This is a genomic window from Marinitoga sp. 1138 (assembly GCF_013363265.1).
In the GTDB taxonomy this organism is placed as follows: domain Bacteria; phylum Thermotogota; class Thermotogae; order Petrotogales; family Petrotogaceae; genus Marinitoga; species Marinitoga piezophila.
Map to the genome: position 1 here is coordinate 50,411 of NZ_LBFA01000014.1, position 20,600 is coordinate 71,010.

The 20,600-nt window shown below is 31.0% G+C and carries 23 protein-coding genes; 14 read left to right on the forward strand and 9 right to left on the reverse strand.

What is annotated here, in order from left to right; translation table 11 throughout:
- From fliG to rpsT, 13 genes are all read left to right on the forward strand, one after another.
- Entirely contained in the window at positions 1-1,011 is a 1,011-nt protein-coding gene (gene fliG / locus XO11_RS05385) for a flagellar motor switch protein FliG (protein ID WP_014296568.1), read from the forward strand.
- Positions 1,004-1,687 (forward strand): hypothetical protein, encoded by a 684-nt coding sequence (locus XO11_RS05390; protein ID WP_175418290.1) that lies wholly within the window; start codon positions 1,004-1,006, stop codon positions 1,685-1,687. The genes fliG and XO11_RS05390 overlap by 8 nt, the downstream gene beginning before the upstream one ends.
- Positions 1,674-2,996, forward strand: coding sequence for a flagellar protein export ATPase FliI (fliI, locus tag XO11_RS05395; protein WP_014296570.1), 1,323 nt, complete (start codon positions 1,674-1,676; stop codon positions 2,994-2,996). Before XO11_RS05390 ends, fliI begins: the two co-directional genes overlap by 14 nt.
- An 88-nt stretch (positions 2,997-3,084) precedes the next feature.
- Positions 3,085-4,386, forward strand: a complete 1,302-nt coding sequence (locus XO11_RS05400) for a carbohydrate ABC transporter permease (RefSeq protein WP_050899179.1) — start codon at positions 3,085-3,087, stop codon at positions 4,384-4,386.
- Positions 4,387-4,404: 18 nt separating this feature from the next.
- Positions 4,405-6,630 (forward strand): carbohydrate ABC transporter permease, encoded by a 2,226-nt coding sequence (locus XO11_RS05405; protein WP_014296572.1) that lies wholly within the window; start codon positions 4,405-4,407, stop codon positions 6,628-6,630.
- A 2-nt stretch (positions 6,631-6,632) separates the two neighbouring features.
- Entirely contained in the window at positions 6,633-6,980 is a 348-nt protein-coding gene (locus XO11_RS05410) for a hypothetical protein (RefSeq protein WP_041638518.1), read from the forward strand.
- On the forward strand, positions 6,907-7,668 hold the full coding sequence (locus XO11_RS05415; protein ID WP_014296573.1) for a class I SAM-dependent methyltransferase: 762 nt from the start codon (positions 6,907-6,909) through the stop codon (positions 7,666-7,668). Before XO11_RS05410 ends, XO11_RS05415 begins: the two co-directional genes overlap by 74 nt.
- Positions 7,665-8,573 carry a tRNA (adenosine(37)-N6)-dimethylallyltransferase MiaA gene (miaA, locus tag XO11_RS05420; protein WP_014296574.1) on the forward strand — a complete coding sequence of 303 codons (909 nt, stop codon included), beginning with the start codon at positions 7,665-7,667 and terminating at the stop codon, positions 8,571-8,573. Before XO11_RS05415 ends, miaA begins: the two co-directional genes overlap by 4 nt.
- A gap of 47 nt (positions 8,574-8,620) precedes the next feature.
- Positions 8,621-8,881: an RNA chaperone Hfq gene (gene hfq / locus XO11_RS05425; RefSeq protein ID WP_175418291.1), complete on the forward strand. Its 261-nt coding sequence runs from the start codon at positions 8,621-8,623 to the stop codon at positions 8,879-8,881.
- Entirely contained in the window at positions 8,871-10,082 is a 1,212-nt protein-coding gene (hflX, locus tag XO11_RS05430) for a GTPase HflX (RefSeq protein ID WP_175418292.1), read from the forward strand. Before hfq ends, hflX begins: the two co-directional genes overlap by 11 nt.
- Positions 10,079-11,071 (forward strand): M23 family metallopeptidase, encoded by a 993-nt coding sequence (locus XO11_RS05435; RefSeq protein ID WP_014296577.1) that lies wholly within the window; start codon positions 10,079-10,081, stop codon positions 11,069-11,071. Before hflX ends, XO11_RS05435 begins: the two co-directional genes overlap by 4 nt.
- A 114-nt stretch (positions 11,072-11,185) precedes the next feature.
- Entirely contained in the window at positions 11,186-12,382 is a 1,197-nt protein-coding gene (gene metK / locus XO11_RS05440) for a methionine adenosyltransferase (RefSeq protein WP_014296578.1), read from the forward strand.
- Between the two features lie 33 nt (positions 12,383-12,415).
- Entirely contained in the window at positions 12,416-12,694 is a 279-nt protein-coding gene (gene rpsT, locus XO11_RS05445; RefSeq protein WP_014296579.1) for a 30S ribosomal protein S20, read from the forward strand.
- A 38-nt stretch (positions 12,695-12,732) separates the two neighbouring features.
- Here the strand turns inward: rpsT and XO11_RS05450 are convergent, their stop codons facing one another.
- From XO11_RS05450 to XO11_RS05485, 8 genes are all read right to left on the reverse strand, one after another.
- Complete coding sequence (locus XO11_RS05450; protein ID WP_075780496.1) at positions 12,733-13,728, reverse strand: bifunctional 5,10-methylenetetrahydrofolate dehydrogenase/5,10-methenyltetrahydrofolate cyclohydrolase; 996 nt, start codon at positions 13,726-13,728, stop codon at positions 12,733-12,735.
- 21 nt (positions 13,729-13,749) lie between these two features.
- Positions 13,750-14,079 carry a DUF1292 domain-containing protein gene (locus XO11_RS05455; protein WP_014296581.1) on the reverse strand — a complete coding sequence of 110 codons (330 nt, stop codon included), beginning with the start codon at positions 14,077-14,079 and terminating at the stop codon, positions 13,750-13,752.
- 29 nt (positions 14,080-14,108) lie between these two features.
- Positions 14,109-14,762: a metallophosphoesterase family protein gene (locus XO11_RS05460; RefSeq protein ID WP_014296582.1), complete on the reverse strand. Its 654-nt coding sequence runs from the start codon at positions 14,760-14,762 to the stop codon at positions 14,109-14,111.
- On the reverse strand, positions 14,763-15,395 hold the full coding sequence (locus XO11_RS05465) for a hypothetical protein (protein WP_217671852.1): 633 nt from the start codon (positions 15,393-15,395) through the stop codon (positions 14,763-14,765). It abuts the gene before it with no gap.
- Between the two features lie 6 nt (positions 15,396-15,401).
- Positions 15,402-15,974 carry a pyridoxal 5'-phosphate synthase glutaminase subunit PdxT gene (gene pdxT, locus XO11_RS05470; protein ID WP_014296584.1) on the reverse strand — a complete coding sequence of 191 codons (573 nt, stop codon included), beginning with the start codon at positions 15,972-15,974 and terminating at the stop codon, positions 15,402-15,404.
- A 1-nt stretch (position 15,975) separates the two neighbouring features.
- Positions 15,976-16,851: a pyridoxal 5'-phosphate synthase lyase subunit PdxS gene (pdxS, locus tag XO11_RS05475; protein WP_014296585.1), complete on the reverse strand. Its 876-nt coding sequence runs from the start codon at positions 16,849-16,851 to the stop codon at positions 15,976-15,978.
- 40 nt (positions 16,852-16,891) lie between these two features.
- Positions 16,892-18,187, reverse strand: a complete 1,296-nt coding sequence (locus tag XO11_RS05480; protein ID WP_014296586.1) for a nicotinate phosphoribosyltransferase — start codon at positions 18,185-18,187, stop codon at positions 16,892-16,894.
- Between the two features lie 67 nt (positions 18,188-18,254).
- Positions 18,255-18,713, reverse strand: coding sequence for a methylated-DNA--[protein]-cysteine S-methyltransferase (locus XO11_RS05485; protein WP_014296587.1), 459 nt, complete (start codon positions 18,711-18,713; stop codon positions 18,255-18,257).
- Between the two features lie 170 nt (positions 18,714-18,883).
- Between XO11_RS05485 and XO11_RS05490 the strand changes: the two genes are divergently transcribed.
- A complete protein-coding gene (locus XO11_RS05490; RefSeq protein ID WP_014296588.1) occupies positions 18,884-19,705 on the forward strand; it encodes an ATP-dependent Clp protease proteolytic subunit in 822 nt (273 codons plus the stop codon).
- Positions 19,706-19,747: 42 nt separating this feature from the next.
- Here XO11_RS05490 and XO11_RS05495 read toward each other — a convergent pair whose 3' ends face one another.
- Positions 19,748-20,593: a carbohydrate ABC transporter permease gene (locus XO11_RS05495; protein ID WP_014296589.1), complete on the reverse strand. Its 846-nt coding sequence runs from the start codon at positions 20,591-20,593 to the stop codon at positions 19,748-19,750.
- Positions 20,594-20,600: the final 7 nt, after the last annotated feature.

Here is a 20,600-nt window from a genome sequence, read left to right on the forward strand (position 1 = left end):
ATGGCTGCCAAACAAGATGTAAATGGCTTAAGGAAAGCAGCTATTTTGATAGTTTTAATGGGACCTGACAGAGCTTCAAAATTATTAAAAGAATTAAATGAAGAAGAGGTTGAAATGCTAACTTTAGAGGTTGCAAACCTCGGAAAAATATCAGATGAAGAAAAAGACGCTGTAATGTCAGAATTCTTCGAACTGATGAAAGTAAAAGAGTTCATAAAAGAAGGCGGTGTAGACTACGCCAAGAAATTGCTTGAAGAAGCATTTGGTCCTGAACAGGCTATCAAAATTATAGAAAACCTTGTTACAAACTTACAGGTTAAACCTTTCGATTTCTTAAAGAGAATCGATATTGCACAAATTACCAATGTATTGCAAAATGAACATCCTCAAACAGTAGCATTGGTATTATGTTATCTTCCACCAGGAGCTGCTGCTCAGGTTATTGCAGGATTACCGGAAGACTTACAGGTTGATGTTATTAAAAGAATTTCTATTATGGATAGGGCAACTCCTGATGTTGTTAAGGAGGTGGAGTCCCGTATGAAAGACAGATTATCTTCATTTGCCGCTCAACCATTCAGTCAGGTTGGTGGAATAGAAACAACAGCTGAAATTATGAATAATATCGACAGAACTGTATCCAAAAACATATTTGACAGATTATCCGAAACAGATCCAAAACTTTCAGAAGAAATCAGAAAGAAAATGTTCGTATTTGAAGATATACTTAAACTCGATGATAGAACTATTCAGAGAATACTCAGAGAAGTTGATACCCGTGATCTTACTCTTTCACTTAAAGGTGCATCAGAAGAACTCAAAGATAAATTACTTGGAAATATGTCACAAAGAGCTCGTCAGATGATAGAAGAAGAATTGGAATTTATGGGTCCTGTAAGATTAAAAGATGTTGATGAAGCACAGCAAAGAATTGTTGCAATTATAAGAAAACTCGAGGAATCTGGAGAAATCATAATTGCCGGTGGAGGAGGAGAAGAATTAATTGTATAATAAACGCATAATAAAGGGTCAATATGTAATATTTGAACCACCGGAAGAGGAATTAGAACACGAAAAAGAAAGCGCAGAAGAAATTGCCAGAAGAATAATAGAAGACGCCGAAAAAAAAGCAAGCGAAATAATTGAAAATGCAAAACAGGAAGCGGAGAGCATCATAAATGATGCTCACCTTGCTTATGCTGAAGAAGTTGAAAAAGGACGAAAAGAAGGGCAACAAAAAGCCCAGGAAGAAATAAATGCTTTAATAGAGCAATATTCTACCGAGTTAAACAAAATGTTAGAAGAATTTAACAATTCTCTCAACTTAGAAATATATAATGCAAGGATACTGATGTTTAATATTTTGAAATCTCTGGTTCATAAATTTCTTGATATTGAAATATTTTCTACTCCAAAATGGATTGAAAATGCTTTAAATAAAATACTGGAATATTACATAGAAATGGAATTTATAAAAATACATGTAAGTTCAAATATTTTAAAAGACTATCCAGAATTAATAGAAAAAATAGAAAAAGTCGAAAAGGTTGAGATAATAGAAGATATTACTCTGCCAGATTTTTCAATAGCAGTACATACAAATATGGGTAAAGTTGTAATTAACAGGAACGAATTAATAAAAACTGTAAGTAAAATTATAGAGGAAGAATTAAATGAAAACTCATAACGATATACTGGAAAACATAAATCAACGTTTAAACGAACTGGATATATTTTCCCTTGAAGGAATAGTGGATAGAATAACCGGTGTGGTTATAGAATCCAGAGGACCTGATGTTTCTCTGGGAGATTTGTGTTCTATAACCTTAAAAGATGGAAGTACTGCTCTGTGTGAAGTTGTTGGTTTCGTTGGAAACAAGGTTTTGCTCATGCCATTTGAAGATGTTCACGGATTATATGTTGGTGCCAGAGTAAAAAAATTAAATAGAAAGGTGTCCATTGGCGTTTCTAATAATCTTCTTGGTCGTGTTCTTGATGGATTGGGAAGGCCTATGGATGGTAAACCTCTATATGCAGAAAAATATCGTTCCATTTACTCACCACCACCAAATCCTTTAATAAGAAATAAAATAGAGGAACCTCTTCCTGTTGGAATTAGAGCTATAGATGGTTTAATTACACTTGGCAAAGGGCAAAGGATTGGTATATTTGCTGGAAGTGGTGTTGGAAAGAGTACATTACTTGGTATGATAGCAAGAAATACCTCTGCTGATATAAACGTTATTTCTTTAATCGGTGAACGAGGTCGTGAAGTAAGAGAGTTTATAGAGCGCGATCTTGGCGAAGAAGGTTTAAAACGTTCGGTAGTTGTTGTTTCAACTTCAGATCAACCAGCCTTAATGAGAACAAAGGCTCTATTAAGCGCTACAACAATTGCTGAATATTTTAGAGATCAGGGATATAATGTAATGCTTATGGTTGACTCACTTACCCGTTGGGCTATGGCACAAAGGGAAATAGGATTGTCCATAGGTGAACCACCAGCAACACGCGGATATACACCAAGTGTATTTGCTGAATTACCAAAAATTTTAGAGAGAGCGGGTAATTCTGATAAAGGAAGTATTACAGCAATATATACTGTACTTGTTGAAGGTGATGATTTTAATGAACCCATTTCAGATACAGTTAGAGGTATTGTTGACGGTCATATCCTTCTTTCAAGACGATTGGCTGAATCTTCGCATTATCCGGCTATAGATGTACTTGCAAGTATTAGTAGGTTAATGTCTACCGTTGCAAAAGAAGAACATCTTGAAGCTGCGTATAGGGTAAGAGACATAATGGCAACATATAATGATGCAAAGGATTTAATAGAGGTTGGTGCTTATAAAGAAGGAACAAACCCTAAGATAGATATAGCAAAAAGGGAAATAGATAATATAAATCAATTTCTCAGACAAAGAACAAATGAAAATCCAGATTTCAATCAAATTGTAAATCAACTTATTGACTTAGCAAAAAAATTAAAATAATTAAATAGAGATAGGAGGAAGTTTTATGCCAGCTGAGATTCTTATTCCCGTAATTGGCGTCAGTATAGCTGTAGTATTATTCGTGATTATGAAAGTTTCTAAATACTTCTTATCTCCACATGCCTGGAGAAGAACCAGAGAAAGTATAACTGCATACCTTTATCTTTTACCTTCAATGATTGTTTTATCAATCTTTGTATTCTGGCCTATTATTTATTCATTTGTTTTGAGTTTCTTTAAATGGGATTTTAAAAATCAGGCTAATCCACAATTTATAGGCTTTGATAATTACATTCAATTATTTAAATTAAAACACCCAGTTTCAATGACTTTTAACGTGGCTTTTTTAGGAACATTTTTCCTCATATTTGCTACAATATATTTCTTAACAGTATTGCTTGATTTGAAAAGGATTTCAGATAAAAAAGTGAAAAATATTATTATTTTAAATGCTGTTATAAGTGCTATAACCTTTATTTTATGGAATGTTATATCTTATCAACTTCAATGGATAATATTTTTATGGTTAGCCTTTTCCTATACAGCCATCGCTGCTATGAAAAAAATAGAAGGAACTCCTGATAAATTATTATTAAGAATGATTATATTGATTACAGTATATGTTGCAGGAATCAAATTAATTCATATACCAGAAATTGTTACTTATCTTAGTATGGCAAAAGAAGAAGCGGATTTTCTTAAAGCTATATGGAATACAAGCTATTACGTTTTATTGTCAATGCCAATAACAATATTCCTTTCATTGGTAATAGCCATGTTATTCTATCAGGAAGTAAAAGGAAAGGTTGTATTTAGAACAATATACTTTATTCCTTTTGTTACCAGTGTTGTTGCTGTATCTCTTGTATGGCAATGGATATTTAACGATAACGGGCTTTTGAATTATATCCTTTCATTCTTTGGTGTGGAAAAGATTTTATGGTTAAAAGATGAAAAATGGACAATACCAACAATTGCTATAATCTCAATCTGGAAACTTGTTGGATATTATTCAATAATCTTCCTCGCTGGATTACAGAATATCGATAAAAGTTATTATGAAGCAGCAGAAGTTGATGGTGCAAGCTCATGGCAGAAATTTGTTCATATAACATGGCCTTTATTATCGCCAACAACATTCTTTATACTAATAGTTTCAATGATTGGTGCATTTAAGGTCTTCTCTGAAATATTCGTATTGTATTCAGGGCTTCCTGGACCATATAACAATAGTGGTTTAACCGTAGTTTATTATGTATTTGAAAAGTTCTATGGCGAACAGCGTATGGGTCAGGCAAGTGCTGCGGCATATGTATTATTTGGTATAATACTCATATTTACATTTATACAATTTGTTGCCGGTAAAAAACGTGTACATTACGATTCATAATAAAGGAGGCCTTTAAAAATGTCATGGAATAAATTCTTTAATACAATGGGAATTACAATAGTTTATCTTTTAATTATAGGTGGAGCAATAATAATGGCAATGCCATTTGCATGGATGGTTGTTACATCATTTAAAAGCAGCAGTGAAATTGCTCAATGGCCACCAAGGTGGACATCTAAAAACTTCAAATCAGAAATTATGGTTAATGTAAAAGGAACCTCATCTTCTGGAAGTTCTAAAAGCGGACTCAGTCTCGCAGAATTCAGAGCAGCACAAAGTGAAGATACATATAATCCATATAAAAAATTATTAATTATCGAAGATGACCCTGTAAGAAGAGGGTTAATAACCTTAACTTTTTCTAAACTTGATTATGCTGATAATCAGGAACTTAATAGTTTAGTAGAAAAAATAAAAGAGTATAATGCTAATTATCCATTAGTTCCTGATCTTTCTGCAGAAATCAACACATTGGATAATAGCCCTGAATCCTTTGAAAAATTCTATTTTAGCTTATATTCAACAGCAAATGGATTATTTAAAAAATCTCAATTATTAAAATATTTAGACAAAGAAATAAAAGATTCCATAAATTATATAGATAAATTTACAAAGGTATCCTTAGATAGACTTCCATATTTAAAAGTGAAAAGCACAGATTCCTCAGTGGTCAAAGAAGAAAAAGCAAGAAAAAAAGAAGAATTAAAAGAGTATCTTTTTTCTCTAAAAACAGAATTATCAAATGTTTCATCAGTAGTTGTTGAAATGTCCAAAGGAACAGGAATTGTAAGTGATAATGAAATAAATAAGGTTTTAGCCCTTTTAACAAATCTCGAAAGTAAATTTGTTTCATTTAATGACATGTATTTAAGAAGGGTGAATAGGCTTCTTGAAAAAAATATTTATTCCTCAATAATTAACAGTAAAAATTCTCTGGAATTTAAAGTATTCTTTGAAAAGAATTACTCTGATATTCAGAAAAAAGCAGCAAAGATTAATATAATCCAATTTAACGTCCCAACTAAAGAAGATATGAAAGAAAACTTCTTAAAAGCTTTTCATAATTCCAATATTCCTGAAGAATTTAAAAAAGCTTTAAATGAAAATGATGATATATTTGAAATAAAAGATGAATTTGTTCTTGCACTTGAACATAAATTCAATGAACATACATTAAATATATTAAAAATAAAATCTGAAGACCTTTCAAGAACTTTAATGGTCATAAGAAATCTTACAAAATACATTGATAAACTTCAACCTGATAATGTTGAACAATATTTAAATCCTTTTGATAAAGAATTTGTAAAAAATCAAAACTTTAAAGCTGAAGACCTCATAAAACTCGCAAAAATGAGAAAAGATTACAACAATATTCTTGAAACATTTAATAAATTGTATTCTGATTCTATCTCAGAAGTAAAATTAATTCAAAAACCGGAAAATGTTGAAAAAGTATATTACAGAAATTACTCAAATATAGAAATATACTTTAAGGATACTTATGCAATATGGTTCCTTGAAGATAATCCTACTATGAAAGCTAAATTTACACCTTCACAGGTATTTGCAAATGTCTTCCAGAATTATGTTGATGCATGGCATGCTGCACCATTTTCAAAATACTATATAAATACTGTATTTATGGCAACTACTACTACAATATTTGAAATCTTAATTGCAGCAATGGCAGCTTTTGCATTTGCCAAACTGGAATTCTGGGGTAAAAATGCATTATTCACGCTCTTCCTTGCAACTATGATGGTTCCAGGAGAAGTAATGCTCGTTCCTAACTTTATCACAATAAGTAAATTTAGATGGCTTGATACATACTATGCGCTGATAATTCCATGGATAGTAAGCGTATTTGCTATATTCCTTTTAAGACAACAATTCTTAACCATACCAAATGATTTATGGGACGCTGCAAAAATTGATGGAAGCAGTAGCTGGAGATTCTTATGGACTGTAATGGTTCCATTAAGTAAACCTGCAATTATAACAGGTGCATTGTTAAAATTTGTTGGTAGCTGGAATGCATTCTTATGGGTATTAATAGTTACAAAGTCACCTGAAATGAGAACATTGGCTGTAGGATTGCAAACATTTACCACAGAATCTGGTACCATGTATAACCTGTTAATGGCTGCATCTACATTCTCAGTAATACCAATTATTATACTATTTATATTCATGCAAAAATACTTTGTTGCAGGAATTGCACGTTCCGGATTAAAGGGATAATTATGGCTCAACGAAAAAAGTTTGTTGTTGGAAAAAAGAAAAAAGAAAAAAAGAAATTAAATATAGGCTTTATAATAATATACATAGCTGTAATATTTGTTATACTTTATTTTAGTATTCAAATGGTAAGAATGTTTATAGTGTATTCCAGTTTAACCGAGGAATACAAAAAAACTCAATCGGAATTCGAAAATCTAAAGGAACAATTGAAAGAGCTTGAAAAAGAAAGGGATATGATAAAAGAATTCCTTGAAAAGAAAGGTGTGACCCTTGAAAATGGAAAAATTAATTATAACAACATCCCACAAACCATCGAAGGAACAAATACAACGGGCGAAGCAACTCGCTGAACAATATAACGGAGTATATAAAAACAGAAGGCATTTAAAGGCAAAAGATATATACTTTGTGGTTGAAAAGAACCTCACTTTAAAATTAAAAAAAGGTGATTTTGAATTTTTCTTTCATCCTTCTATTGTAAAAATAAGAATGAAAAATTATGTTGCCGACAAAAAGGATTATTTATTAAATAATCTTGAATTAAAAGGTAATGAAACAGTTCTGGATTTAACCTTTGGTCTTGGTAGTGAAGCATTATTAATAGCTTCTCAATTAACAGATGGAAAATTAATAGGTGTAGAAGGATCTTTCCCTATATATCTTGTTGTAAAAGAAAGTATGCCATATTATCCTTTTAAAATAAAATGGATAAAAGAGGCTTCAAAAAGAATAGAAATAATACACGCAAATTATAAATCATTCTTAAAAAAACAAAAAGATAAAAGTTATGATATAATTTATTGTGATCCAATGTTTGAAAATCCTGTTTTTGAATCATCAGCTCTAAATCCTTTAAGAAAATTCGCAGTATATGACCCACTTGAAATTGAAGATATTGAGGAAATGAAACGAGTAGCAAAAGATAAGGTAGTAATAAAAGCCCACATTAAAGATTCTATATGGGATAAATATAAATTTGATAAAGTAGATGGAAGCAAAAATTCAGGGGTATATTATGGAGTGATATACTTAAAATGAAACTAACGGCAATATTAGGTCCTACTGCAGTTGGAAAAACGAATATACTCACTAACCTCGGCGAAAAGTTCGAGGTTATTTCTTGTGATTCAAGGCAAATTTATAAATATATGAATATAGGTACAGCAAAGCCAACACCAGAAGAAAGAGAAAAAATTCCACATCACTTAATTGATTTCGTTTCACCTGATGAACATTATAATGCATACATGTATAGAGTAGATGCATTAAAAAAAATAAAAGAAGTCCTTAATAAAGGAAAGATTCCTATAATTTCAGGCGGAACTGGATTATATTTTGATGCAGTATCACGAGGTTTTTTTGAAGCACCATCTTCTTTAAGTTTAAGAAGCTATTTAAAAAAATTAGAATATTCTCAGCATGGTATAATAAGAGAAATATTAAAAGATGTGGATCCAGAAAGTTATGTAAGAATACATCCCAATGATTTAAAAAGAAGCATTAGAGCGTTGGAAATATATATACTTTCCGGCAAAAGAATGTCAGACTTAATAAAAAGCCAGAAAACAGAAAATCCTTACGAATTTCAAATTATAATTTTAGACAGAGATAGAAAAGAATTACATGAAAGGATAAATACACGTGTTGAAAAAATGATAGAAATGGGTTTAATTGACGAAGTAAAAAATCTATTAAGAATGGGTTATAACAAAAACTTAAATTCAATGAATACTATTGGATATAAAGAAGTATTAGAATATATTGAGGGAAAAGTTGATTATGATAAAATGATACATTTAATAAAAAGAAATACAAGAAGGTATGCACGACGCCAGATTATTTATTTTAGAGGATATAAAAACGCTATATGGATAAATCTTTCAGAAGAAAAAAATCCTGTTGAAAAAATCAAAAAAATCATTAAGAATGGTTTTAATGAATAAAAAAACTTATATTACTTTTTTCAATATTATTTAAGGGGGGTATGACCATGGCAGAAAAATTTAATTTGCAAGAACGTTTTTTAAATTTATTGAGAACAAATAAAATTGAATGTAAAATCTATTTTGAAGGTGGATTTCAGACATCAGGATACATAAAATCATTTGATAATTTCACCATTCTTTTAGAGAAAAAAGGACAACAATCATTAGTTTATAAACATGCAGTAAAAATGATTGTTCCTATGAAATACGTAAAGCTTTTCCAGCAGCAATATCAGGAAAATCAATCAGGAGGTAATGAGAATTAAGAAAGGTGTATTAGTTCTCATAAACAGCAAAAACTTAAGAGAAGATGTTGAGGAGATAATAGAATTATCCAAAAATATAAATATAGAAATCGTTGAATACATACATCAAAATTTAAATAAACCAGACCCTCTCACTTTTATTGGAAAAGGAAAGTTTGAAGATTTGAAAGAACTTATTGCGTTTGTTGATGCAGAAGTGCTCGTTATAAATTCTGAATTATCTCCGAGACAATATATTCATATTTCAAAAGAGCTTAATATTGAAGTATACGATAGAACAGATGTAATATTAAAGATTTTTTCGGAGCATGCCGAAACTCAGGAAAGCAAGTTACAAATAAAACTTGCTACTCTCAAGCACATACTTCCAAGGATATATGGTCTTGGAAGCGAAATGTCCAGAACCGGTGGGGGTATTGGAACAAGAGGTCCAGGTGAACAGGAAAAAGAATACAAAAAAAGAACCATAAAAAATGAAATATCTAAAATTCAAAATAAACTAAAAAAGATTAAATCCCAAAGAGAACTTACAAGAAAAAACAAAAAAGACATAATAAAAGTTTCCATTGTGGGATACGCAAGTGCTGGAAAATCAACTTTATTAAAAGAATTAAGCCATGAAAACAAGATAAAAATTTCTGAAAAAATGTTTTCAACTCTGTCTCCAAAGTCCAGGAGAGTAATGCTTCCTTCTGGACTCTTTGTTATATTATCTGACACGGTAGGATTTATTAGAAATCTTCCTCATGAATTAATAGAAGCATTTAAATCCACGCTGGAAGAAATAAAATATTCCGATCTAATCATACATCTCGTAGATATTTCATCTCAAAATATTGAAGAAAGAATAAGTACCGCATATGATGTTTTAGAGAATATTAAAGCTTTAGATATTCCACGTATACTGGTTTTTAATAAAATAGATAAAATTAATGATGAACAACTTTCAATTTTAAAAAACAGATATAAAAACGCTATTTTCATTTCATGTAAAACCGGCGAGAACATTGAAAATTTAAAAAAAGCTATACAGGATAAATTAATTGAAGAAGAGATAATAAAAACTTTTGAAATTGAAGAAGAATATAAAAATGTTCAAAACTGGTTTAAAAAACGTGGTAAAATTGGTATAGAGGAAATTACATTCAATAATACAGATATAAAATTAAAGATATATGCGCGCAATGGAGGTGCTTTATGAAAAAATTTTTAGTATTTACCGTAATTTTATTAAGTGTTTTAACGGTATTTTCTCAAAGGTTTTTACCGCCGGTTAAGGATTCATATCTTACATCTTCATTTGGAGAATATAGAGATACTGGAGATAAACCACATTTCCATCTGGGAATAGATTTTTCATCTTTTTCAAGAATTGGTTATCCTGTAAATGCCGCAGCTGATGGATATGTGTGCAAATTATGGGTAAATCATAAGGTTTATGGAAATACTATATTTATATATCATCCAGACTATGATTTAATAAGCGTATACGCTCATTTAAATTCTTTCAAAGGACTAATGGCAGAAATCGCAAATTCTGTGGTAAGCGAATTTGGAAATACATTTGCAGAAATAAAATTTCCTGATGATGAAATAAGGGTATCAAAAGGTGAAGAAATTGGATATTCTGGAAAAAGTGGTGAAGCTGAAGTTCCACATGTTCACTTTGAAATTAGAGAAGTTAAAAAATCGGGAAATAATGAAATAGAAATAGTAAGAGATGCACTTGAATTTGTTGATTATGTTGAAATGAGACCAAGAAAATTACAGGCATTTGAAATTAGATCAAATAATAGAACATATAAATTATTAGATGATCAGGTAACTGAAGTTCCATTTACCACTTTACCAAAACTCGAAGTAAAAGTTTCAGAAAAAGTTGGTGATAATACAACAATAATTCCAAGAAAGATTTCATTAAGGGTTAATGATGAATTAGTATATGAAATAGAATTCGATGCAATAAGAGAAGACGAAATGTATTCACCAAATGCTATTTATGGTTATGGTTCAAATTTATTTACGTATTGGATTAAATTATATTCTTCATCATTTATTACACCAATAAAGGTAAATAGATGGAATGAAATAGCCTTTACTTTAAAAGATAAAAATCCTGCAGAACTAATACTTGAAGATATCTGGGGAAGTATAAAGGTATATAAATTAATACTGGTAAAAGAAATGTAACTCAAAATACAATAGATTTTATTTTAACGTTAATTTTTTATACGCCTATTGATTCATATTTTTGGTATAATAATAATTCGGATATTAATAAATTTTCATAAAGGAGGAAGAGAATTGAAAAAAAGACTTTTCACAAGCGAAAGTGTAACAGAAGGACATCCAGATAAAGTAGCAGACCAAATTTCCGACGCAATCTTAGATGCTTTATTGGAAAAAGACCCATTCTCAAGGGTTGCAGTTGAAACATTGGTGACAACAGGTGTTGCTGTAATAGCTGGAGAAATTTCAACAAAAGCTTATGTAGATATACCAAAAATCGTAAGACAGACAATATTAGACATTGGATATACAAGAGCAAAATTTGGTTTTGATGGAGAAACTTCAGCAGTTTTAGTGTCAATAGACGAACAATCACCTGATATTGCAATGGGTGTTGATAAAGCTTTAGAAGTAAAAGAAGGAAAAATCAAAGAAGAGGATCCTTACGAAAAGCTTGGCGCTGGTGACCAGGGTATTATGTTTGGTTACGCAACAAATGAAACACCTGAAATGATGCCTTTACCAATAGTTCTTGCTCACAAATTAGCATACAGACTTGCAGAAGTTAGAAAAAATGGCACATTAAAATTCTTAAGACCTGATGGAAAAACACAGGTTACTGTTGAATATGATGAAAACAATAAACCTATAGAAGTTGAAACAGTATTAATTTCCACTCAACACGAACCAGACGTAACAATTGAAGAAATTAGAGAAGCTTTAATTGAACACGTAATTAAACCAATAATTCCAGAACATTTATTAACAAAGAATACAAAAATATTGGTAAATCCAACAGGAAGATTTGTTCTTGGAGGACCACACGCTGATACAGGATTAACAGGAAGAAAAATTATAGTTGATACATACGGCGGTTGGGTTCCACACGGTGGAGGAGCATTCAGCGGAAAGGATCCAACAAAGGTTGACAGATCAGCACACTACATGGCACGTTACGTTGCTAAGAACATAGTAGCTGCTGGATTAGCCGATGAAGTAATGATTCAATTAGGATATGCTATTGGTGTAGCTGAACCAGTATCAATATTAATTGATACAAAAGGTACAGCAAAGGTTGACGAAGAAAAATTATATGAAGTAGTAACAACAATGTTTGATTTCAGACCTGGTGCAATAATTAAAAACTTAGACCTATTAAAACCTATTTACAGAAAAACAGCAGCATATGGACATTTTGGAAGAACAGATGTTGAATTCCCATGGGAAAGAACAGATAAGGTTAATGAATTAAAAGCTGCATTTGGATTATAATTAATAAAATAATATAAAAGGAGGAAAATCAAAGTGCCAAACGTAAAATCAGCTAAAAAAAGAGTTAGACAAACAGCAAAAAGAAGATTAAGAAACAAATCATACAAAACAAGAGTTAAAAACTCAATTAAAAAAGTATTAGCAGCAGTAGAAGCTAAAAAAGAAAGAGAAGAAGTATTAGAATTATTAAACAATGCATTTTCTGTAATTGATAAAGCAGCTAAAAAAGGTGTTATTCACAAGAATAACGCTGCAAGAAAGAAAGCAAGAATCCACAGAAAAGTAAAAGAACTTCTTGGCGAAGTGCAATAATAAAAATGGTTCGGCAAAAGCCGAACCATTTTTATTTATTATAGACTAAGTATATTATCTTCAAATTTTCTTAATTCCAATAAATCAGTATCTGGAAGTTTCCTATTTACAAGATAAAACATATTTGAAATAAGCCTGTGCAATGTCATATCATTAATACGATTTCCTTTTTTAACAAGATTCCATTTAGGTGAAATCTTATATACTTTATCAAATATAGAAGGATACTCAAAATTTCCTTCAAAAGAAATATCAAATACTATAGAATTTTGAGGCACCTTTTCTGTTGGAATAATAAATTTTGACGATGGAACTGCAGAAACTATTATATCTGAAATAGAAACAAACTTTAAAATATCCTCATAATCTGTATATTTCTGACAAACCCTTACACTGGCATTTTCATTTAACAACATTAAAGCCAGGGATCTTCCAACAGCAAGTGAATCATTAATTACAACTATTTTTTTGCCTTCTAAAGAAAATGGATTTCTATCAAAATTATCTGGATAATTTCCTGTTTTTCTTTTTATATTCTCAAATATTAATCTATATCGTTTTAATACATATAATATTCCTTTTGCTGTTGGTGGTATTACTAATTTTCTTAAATGCTTTGGATCTTCATAACCTTCATGTTGAACAAGATATCCCATATATGAATGATGCAGCCCTTCTATATCCTTTTCAGGGGAAATCATATTCATAAAATGCGTATCTTTAACCTCAAAGGGTGTAGGGTACATAACAATAATACCATGTGTTTGAACATCTTTATTATAGTATTCTATCTTTTCTTCCAGCTCTTCTCTGCTGTGTACCACAACGCTTTCAAATTCTATATTATATCTTTTACATATACCCTTAATACCCCTGGAATAAGAAACACTTCCAGGATCATCAGAAGTTAGAATACATACCAATTTTGGATGTATATTATTCTTCTCTAACAATTCAAGATTTTTATTAAAAATAGGCTTATCAAAACGATCCAGAATAAACTTTATATCAAATAGTTTCGCCGCATTTTCCATCATTCTTTCACCTGTTTATAATTAATTATTATCTTTTGAATCGTCATCCTCTATCAAAAAAAATTCTTCATTTTCATCAATATCGACATCTTCCATTACCTTTTTCCATTCTTCTTCAACCAATTCAAGTTCTTCATCATCTTCAACAGCATCTAAGAACAATTCACCCTTTTCTGAATTTACCTTAAATGCAACTGTATCTCCTAACACTATATCTTCACTATCTTCTTCCTTAAAAGCTTCATAACAAATCCAATACCTTTGATTATTAATCTTTAATTCTTCCAAAAACATAAAATTATATTCATTTCCGTCTTCGCCTGTAATTGTGAAAAATTCTAATCTTTCCATTTTTTATCCCTCCGATAAATAAAATACCTCTATATTGATATTATATCATACTTATTATCATTTGATATACCAAGAGCCGATAACTTACCGCCATATACACAACCGGTATCTATATCTATGCTGAGAATTTTATCATCTAACTTTCTAAAATATACCTCGTATTCACCGGTAATATATTTTGTTGGTGTATGACCATGTATAACAATGTAATCTTCATAAGGCTGATCACTCATATAAAAATCATCTCTTATCCACAACAAATCACGCTCCGCTTGATCAGAAAGAGAAATTCCTGGTCTAATACCTCCATGTACAAACAAATATTTTTGAGTTCCAATTTTTTCAATATGATAAAGCTTTAAATTTCTAATAAAATCAAGATATTTTTCTTCAATATCATTATTAAAACTATCAAGTGTTGCCTGGGCACCATTTCTAAACCATGCACCCTCTTTATATTTACCCGTATTTTCAAAATAATCAAGCATCATATCTTCATGATTTCCTTTTAAAAACACCGCTCTATTTTTTAATTTAAATAAAAGATCAAGGACCTGTCTTGAACCAGGCCCTCGATCCACATAATCTCCAAGAAATATTATTTTATCATTTTCCGGTATTTGATTTAAAACCTTTATCAAATTATCATACATTCCATGAATATCAGATATTGCCCATATCATTTATAACACCACATTCATAAATAATATCCATATCGAAGATACTATAACACCATAAATTGGAGAAAAAATCCATTCCTTTGATTTTTCTTTTACAAAGAAAAAACGATATAAAAGTCCTGCAAAAATCGATACCAGTACAAGTTCCGCTTTAAATTTACTTAAGAATATATATATAGCCAATCGTTCTGAAGCACCTGCTGTATCCTTCATTTGTGGATCTATTATATTAAATGTCCTTTCAATAAAAGAGCCAAAACTCGTTGCAAACATCATCCCTATTAAATAATACACAAACTCCTTTGATATATAGGAATGTATATATACTTCAAAAAATACTACATTTATCAAAAAAGCCCCGGCTAAATATGCTAATTCTTTCTTAAAATCAGTCCCTTTCTTTGATCTGTAAATATCTACACCTACATGATAAGATACAAGCACAAAAAATGCTATTATTCCCGCAACGCTTTTTAAGGATTCAAATGTAAATGTCAATATTACAAAGAAACTCCACAATATATGGGTCATTAATTTATTTTTATCCTTTAATGTATCAGAATATACATTTGTAAATGCATGATCTGCAATAAAATGTGCAAGAAATCCATTTAATGGAATCATTAAACAATTCACCTTCTTTTATTTTGACTTTTTAACCATCTCTTCCACAAAGTATTCATGAACAGATGGATCATCTTCTATTTCAGGGTGAAATGAAGCTGCTAAGATATTATTTTGCCTTACAAGTACAGGTGCATCTTTATATTCTATTAATTTTTCAACATTTTCACCGTATTCAACAATTTTTGGTGCTCTTATAAATGTTACCTTTATATCATTACCTCTAAATTTTAATATTTCTTCAAATGAAAATACCTGTCTTCCGTAAGCATTTCTTTCAACAATTATATCAATAAGCTTCATTGTATCCTGTTTTTCATACTTTTTTATTCCATTTGAAAGCACTATCATCCCGGCGCATGTGCCAAAAATAGGAAATCCTTCTTTTGCTTTCTTTATAATTTCATCCCATAATCCTGTTTTCTTGAGTAACTTTGTGATAGTGGTACTTTCACCGCCAGGAATAATAAGCCCTTCTACTTCATTTAATTTTTCTATTGACTTAACTCTTATAGGTGTATGACCTATCTTTTCAATCATATTTGCATGTTCACGGATATCTCCCTGAACTGCCAATACACCTATTTTCACATTACCATCCTCTTTCCTGTAAGTGTACATCTAATTTATCAATTTCCAATCCTTCCATAGCTTCTCCAACGTCTTCACTGATCTTTACTAATTTTTCTGGATCGTCATAATGCAATACAGCTTCAACTATAGCCTTTGCCATTCTCTTTGGATCTTTTGATTTGAAAATACCTGAACCAACAAATACACCATCTGAACCGAGCATCATCATTAATGCTGCATCAGCAGGTGTTGCTACTCCACCAGCTGCAAAGTTAACTACAGGTAATCTTCCTAATTTTTTAACTTCTGCAACTAAATCTACAGGAGCTCCTATCTGTTTTGCATATGTTACCAATTCTTCTTCTGGCATATTTTGAACTAATCTTATTTCATCCATAACCTGTCTCATGTGTTTTACTGCTTCAACAATATTACCTGTTCCAGCTTCACCTTTTGTTCTAATCATTGCAGCACCTTCTGCAATTCTTCTTAATGCTTCACCAAGGTTTCTTGCACCACAAACAAAAGGAACTTTGTAATCGTGTTTATTTATATGATATTTATCATCAGCAGGAGTTAAAACTTCTGATTCATCTATAAAATCAACACCTAAAGCTTCCAACACTCTTGCTTCAGCAATATGTCCAATTCTAACCTTTGCCATTACAGGAATAGAAACTGCTTCCATGATTTCTTTTATCTTTGAAATACTTGCCATTCTTGCAACTCCACCAGCTTTTCTAATATCTGCTGGAACTCTTTCAAGAGCCATAACTGCAACTGCACCAGCTTCTTCAGCAATCTTTGCCTGTTCTGCAGTTGTAACATCCATTATAACTCCATTTTTGAACATTTCAGCAAAACCCTTTTTAACAACCCATGTACCTTTTTCCATTTTATAATCCTCCTTTAATAATTTAATTTTATATTTTAATTTATTCTTCCCAATATTTTTTTGAAACCACTGATAATCTTGATAAATCTCCTTTTTTTCTTCCCACCTTGGCACAATGTTTTCCATTTACTTCAACAATATCTGCAGTAAAATCTATCTTTTCTTTTAACAATTTTGAACCCACACCATAGCTATCAACGGGTACATCTAAAGTTTCAAATAATTTTATTTTCTCAGCATCAAAACCGCCTGAAACTAAAATCTTTAAATCCTTTAAACCATTTTCATCAAAAACCTGTCTTGCACGCCATACGAGCTCAGGATTAACCCCAAGAGAAGATTTGTCCTTTGGAATAACGCTCTTATCCCTTAAACTTCCAGATGTATCAAAACGCACACCCCATATTTTGTTTTTTCCCGGTCCTATTATAACAGAAGGATCTGTTTTACCTAGAATAAATTTTTCACCTGTTACATATTCATAAAACCTTGATACAAGCTTCATCGTCGTTCCAATTACATCATTATCCCAATCTACAAGAACTATTCTATTTACATTTCCTTCAATATGTTTATCAAAGGCTATTGCAGCTGCTGTTGTATCACCATCATATGAAGCAATTAATGCGTGCGGAATTGTACCCAATGATTCTATTCCCCAATAATCTGCATTAGCGTCTGTTGATACACCAAAAGCACCTGCTTTTAACGCCGCATAACCATCGGTTGCCTGTACCCAGAAATGGTCAAATCTTGCACTAAAAAATAATATAGGCTTTCCATTGGCAACATCTACAACCTTTTTAACAGCAGTGGCAGTTGAGGTAGCCCTTGCCAATACTCCCAATAAAATTGTTTCAAGATATCCAAAATATGACGGATCTCCTTCAATAGTCAAAACCGGTTCCATATCCTTTGCTTCGTCACCATCAAATAGTGCTTTAACTTCTATTTCATTCCATTTATCAACCCATAAATCATTTAACATCATCCTTAAATCCCATTTTTTTGACGTTATTTCAAGCAATTCCTCTTTATCCATCTTATGAGCTGCATTTTGTAAAGCTTTCTCCAATTCTAAAATACTGTTAAACAATTCATTAGCTTTTTCTTCATCCCTATAATAACCAGTTCCAAATCTTAAAATAGCAAGTGCTTCATCAATTCCTACAACAACACAATCCTTTCTGGGAAAATACTGATAAAGCACGTTAACATGCTTATTGTCTTTTTTTAACACCTCAACATATCTTGTAAAATACTTATCCGAATAATAACCCATTCTAATCCTGTCAATAGGGACTTTAAAAACTTTTGGATGTAAGCGTTTTGACATTATTATCACCTCAAAGATATTATATATTCCAATTTATTCTTGAATGTTTTATAAAGGTTAAAGTTTGTTACACAATATATTTTTCAATTTTTAACAAAAACTCTTTCCAGTGTTGCCCGGGTCCAAAATTTCCAATCCTTCCATCGCTTTTAATAACCCTATGACACGGAAATATCAATGGAAGATTATTATGTGCCATAACAGTTCCAACAGCTCTTGCTGCGCGCGGATACCCTGCCATAACTGCTAGCTCTCCATAAGATACAACATGTCCAAATAATACTTTATTTTTTAAAGTCTTCATTACTCTTTCCTCAAAAACAGTTTTAAAATACTTTTCATAAGGCAATTCATCAAGAACATCGTATCCTTTAAAATACTTTTTTATAGTTTTATAAAACAAAGCCGTATGATTATCATAATATTCTTCAAGATAATCATTATAAAATTTTATTTCTATAATCTTATTATTTTTCACAAATCCTTTAATACTTCCAGCTTCGGTTGTAATTACAAAAATCTCCATAATAATAACCCCGTAAATAATATTTCACAAATGTAGTATACCAGAAAAAATGAAATATTCATATACTTAAATTAATTAAATATACCTGATTATGGTATAATAGATTTAAAAAAGATTAAAAAACATTATTATTAATAACAATGAAAAATTTTTCATAGGAGGTGGTATAAGTGACAACAGGTTTAGGTTCTTTATTGTGGCTCATATTTATGTTCTATATTTTACTCGGGCCACAGTTTAAATTTGCACAGTTAATTGCTTCAAGGAAAGGTCTTTTGTCCTCGTTATCTAAAAAGAGGAATTCAACAGTTATTACTCTTATACACAGACAGGAAAGTATGGGATTTTTAGGAATGCCATTCTATAAATTCATTAATATAGAAGATAGCGAAGAAATATTAAGAGCTATAAGAAAAGCACCTAAAGATAAGCCTATAGATTTAATTATACACACACCAGGAGGCCTTGTATTAGCTGCTACACAAATTGCCAAGGCTTTACACGATCATCCAGCAGAAACACGGGTAATTGTTCCTCATTATGCAATGAGCGGCGGAACATTAATCTCATTATCAGCAGACAAAATAATAATGGATCCCCATGCCGTTTTAGGTCCTGTTGATCCACAATTAGGCCAAAATCCCGCTCCAAGTATCGTTAGAGCAGTTGAACAAAAAGGTGTGGATAAAGTCGATGATCAAACATTAATACTTGCAGACGTTGCAAAAAAATCCATTCATCAGGTTCAGAAATTTATATATGAATTATTAAAGGACAGATTCGGAGAAGAAAAAGCTAAAAAATTATCAGAAACCTTAACAGAAGGAAGATGGACTCATGATTACCCAATAACAGTTGAAGAAGCAAAAGAATTGGGATTAAATGTAGAAACAGATGTTCCAGATGAAGTTTATATGTTAATGGATTTATATACACAACCTGTAAGACAAAGAGGAACTGTTGAATTCGTGTCATTTACCGACAAAAAATAAATAAAATAATAAAAACCGGGACTTTTTAAAGACCCGGTTTTTTTATCCTTTAAGCCCTGAACTAACAAGACTCTTAACAAATAGGTTCTGGATGGCAAAGAATATAATCAATGTTGGAACAAGCGCTATCATTGTACCAGCCATTATTATTCCCCAATTATTAGCAGCATCAGAACTAATTAACATCTTTATACCAATTTGAACAGTTTTCATTTTATCGTCCATTGTTACTATCAATGGCCATAAATAGAGATTCCATGCATAAACAAAGTTGATTAACGCTGCACCACCAAGCATTGATTTGGATAATGGCAATAAAATCTTCCAGAAATATTGCATTGACGTTGCGCCATCTATCTTAGCAGCATCGCTTAATTCTTTTGGTATTGTCATAAAATGCTGTCTCATTAAAAATGCATTTGTGGCACTTGCAGTAAAAGGTATAATAAGCGCATAATATGTATTGATCCAGCCAAATTGCTTCATTATAAGGAATAATGGCAAAATCATAACTGTTTCTGCCGGCAAAAATAAGGTTATAAATAATAACATAAATGACAAATTCTTTCCTCTAAATTGAAAGTTCGCAAAGGCATAACCTGCAAGCGTTCCTGTAATCAACTTACCAAATGTAATAAAAAATGCTATAATTGACGAATTAATAAGCATTCTTCCTAAATCAACTAATTTTAAAGCCTCTGCATAATTCTGCCAGTGAAATGTACTTGGAAATAATTTAGGTGGAAATGTATAAACCTCTGTATAAGTCATAAAACTCATACTAAACGCCAATAATATTGGAGCCATAACTATTAATGAAATAAGTATTAATATTATTTCAGATAAAATTAAATTAACTTTTTTTCTCCTTGAAATACTTGAAGCCATTAAGATC

Excerpts from the sequence above, each read along its gene's own strand:
- XO11_RS05455 (WP_014296581.1), bottom strand. The coding sequence starts at position 14,079 with ATGGAAAGATTAGAATTTTTCACAATTACAGGCGAAGACGGAAATGAA.
- fliG (WP_014296568.1), top strand. The coding sequence starts at position 1 with ATGGCTGCCAAACAAGATGTAAATGGCTTAAGGAAAGCAGCTATTTTG.
- miaA (WP_014296574.1), top strand. The coding sequence starts at position 7,665 with ATGAAACTAACGGCAATATTAGGTCCTACTGCAGTTGGAAAAACGAAT.
- pdxS (WP_014296585.1), bottom strand. The coding sequence starts at position 16,851 with ATGGAAAAAGGTACATGGGTTGTTAAAAAGGGTTTTGCTGAAATGTTC.
- XO11_RS05405 (WP_014296572.1), top strand. The coding sequence starts at position 4,405 with ATGTCATGGAATAAATTCTTTAATACAATGGGAATTACAATAGTTTAT.
- XO11_RS05415 (WP_014296573.1), top strand. The coding sequence starts at position 6,907 with ATGGAAAAATTAATTATAACAACATCCCACAAACCATCGAAGGAACAA.
- XO11_RS05460 (WP_014296582.1), bottom strand. The coding sequence starts at position 14,762 with ATGATATGGGCAATATCTGATATTCATGGAATGTATGATAATTTGATA.
- hflX (WP_175418292.1), top strand. The coding sequence starts at position 8,871 with ATGAGAATTAAGAAAGGTGTATTAGTTCTCATAAACAGCAAAAACTTA.
- hfq (WP_175418291.1), top strand. The coding sequence starts at position 8,621 with ATGGCAGAAAAATTTAATTTGCAAGAACGTTTTTTAAATTTATTGAGA.
- XO11_RS05410 (WP_041638518.1), top strand. The coding sequence starts at position 6,633 with ATGGCTCAACGAAAAAAGTTTGTTGTTGGAAAAAAGAAAAAAGAAAAA.
- XO11_RS05435 (WP_014296577.1), top strand. The coding sequence starts at position 10,079 with ATGAAAAAATTTTTAGTATTTACCGTAATTTTATTAAGTGTTTTAACG.
- XO11_RS05450 (WP_075780496.1), bottom strand. The coding sequence starts at position 13,728 with ATGGAAAATGCGGCGAAACTATTTGATATAAAGTTTATTCTGGATCGT.
- XO11_RS05480 (WP_014296586.1), bottom strand. The coding sequence starts at position 18,187 with ATGTCAAAACGCTTACATCCAAAAGTTTTTAAAGTCCCTATTGACAGG.
- XO11_RS05485 (WP_014296587.1), bottom strand. The coding sequence starts at position 18,713 with ATGGAGATTTTTGTAATTACAACCGAAGCTGGAAGTATTAAAGGATTT.
- XO11_RS05400 (WP_050899179.1), top strand. The coding sequence starts at position 3,085 with ATGAAAGTTTCTAAATACTTCTTATCTCCACATGCCTGGAGAAGAACC.
- fliI (WP_014296570.1), top strand. The coding sequence starts at position 1,674 with ATGAAAACTCATAACGATATACTGGAAAACATAAATCAACGTTTAAAC.
- XO11_RS05495 (WP_014296589.1), bottom strand. The coding sequence starts at position 20,593 with ATGGCTTCAAGTATTTCAAGGAGAAAAAAAGTTAATTTAATTTTATCT.